Here is a 1,312-nt window from a genome sequence, read left to right as displayed (position 1 = left end):
GGTGGGCGACGACCCGCCGGAGGTCGTCGCCGACGGAGGGGAGGAGGAGGGTGACGTGGTGGGGTCGACGAGGGGCTCGGGGACGCCGGCGGCCCGGAGGATGGCGGCGAGGACGTCGATCTGGGCGGTGTGGATCGTCGTCAGGGCGACCCCGAGCGTCGGACCGAGACCGCCCCGCCATCGCGACGTCACCTCGACGAGGGTCCGGGTGTTAGCCAGCAGGTCGAGAAGGGCCGACTCGGCGGGGATCGGGCTCCGCTTCGGCACGAGCGGAAGGTCGGGGGCGTTGTCCTCCAAGCGGATCCCGCAGCCCGCGAGGCTCGCCAGAGCAGTGCCGGCGACGCAGCCGAGGAGCACGCGACGTCCGACGAGCCCGCTGCGAGAGGGGATGGACTCCGGCGCGGGCATGCGCCCGATGATGGCATGCTGGCGGGCCTCGCGCCGGTGCGGGTGACCCTGCGCGTGGATAGAGTGGAGTCGCTCACGAGAACTTCACAGAGAGGACGGATGATGGCTTCGGAGGCGACCATCGCGGCCCTCGTGGAGCCGTCGCTGCGTCCGTTCCGGATGCTCGTCGAGGACGTGACCGTCACTCCCGCCGGCAAGCGACGCGTCGTCCGCGTCGCGGTCGACCGGGCTCTCGACACCGACGGCGAGGTGACCGAGCCGACGGCCCCCCTCACCCTCGACGAGGTCGCCGACGCGACCCGGGCGGTGTCCGAGGTCCTCGACGACTCCGACGCCCTCGGTGCGGCCCCGTACGTCCTCGAGGTGACCTCGCCCGGCGTCGACCGGCCGCTGCGCCTGCCGCGCCACTACCAGCGCAACGTCGGGCGCCTCGTCACCCTCGAGCGGCCCGGCGCCGCGACGCTCACCGGGCGTGTCGTGCGGGCCGGGGCCGACGACGTGACCGTCGCCCCCGAGGAGGGTGCGTCGGAGACGGTCCGGTATGCCGACGTGTCCCGCGCCGTGGTCCAGGTCGAGTTCTCCCGGCCTTCCCCCACCGACGACGAGGAGCGTTGACGATGGATATCGACCTGGCCGCCCTCCGCGCTCTGGAGCGCGAGCGCGACATCTCGATGGAGGTGCTCATCCCCGCCATCGAGCAGGCCCTCCTGCTCGCATACCACCGCACCGAGGGCGCCTACCGCAACGCCCGCGTCGAGCTCGACCGCAAGACCGGCCACGTCGTCGTCTGGGCCCGCGAGGAGTTCGAGGTGCCCGTCGACGACGAGGAGCTGCCGGCCGAGGCGGACGCGGCGCCGGACGACGGGCGGAGCGACGGCGGCGAGGAGACCGGAGAGGCGGCGGG

The 1,312-nt window shown here is 73.6% G+C and carries 3 protein-coding genes; 2 read left to right on the top strand and 1 reads right to left on the bottom strand.

Going from position 1 to position 1,312, the window contains the following annotated elements; genetic code table 11:
* The coding region (locus BN12_RS25630) for a hypothetical protein (RefSeq protein ID WP_200901276.1) at positions 1 to 408 on the bottom strand (408 nt) is incomplete at its 3' end.
* Positions 409 to 510: 102 nt separating this feature from the next.
* Here BN12_RS25630 and rimP point away from each other — a divergent pair.
* Both rimP and BN12_RS21765 read left to right on the top strand, forming a co-directional pair.
* Positions 511 to 1,023, top strand: coding sequence for a ribosome maturation factor RimP (rimP, locus tag BN12_RS21770; protein ID WP_053080156.1), 513 nt, complete (start codon positions 511 to 513; stop codon positions 1,021 to 1,023).
* Between the two features lie 2 nt (positions 1,024 to 1,025).
* A partial coding sequence (locus BN12_RS21765) for a NusA N-terminal domain-containing protein (RefSeq protein WP_048555633.1) occupies positions 1,026 to 1,312 on the top strand: 287 nt, incomplete at its 3' end.

It is taken from the genome of Nostocoides japonicum T1-X7 (assembly GCF_001046855.1).
Taxonomy (GTDB): domain Bacteria; phylum Actinomycetota; class Actinomycetes; order Actinomycetales; family Dermatophilaceae; genus Nostocoides; species Nostocoides japonicum.
Note: the sequence above shows the minus strand (reverse complement) of the source record. Positions and strands in the feature narration are given on the sequence as shown.

Coding starts and splice junctions, on each gene's coding strand:
- rimP (WP_053080156.1), top strand. CDS start 511: ATGGCTTCGGAGGCGACCATCGCGGCCCTCGTGGAGCCGTCGCTGCGT.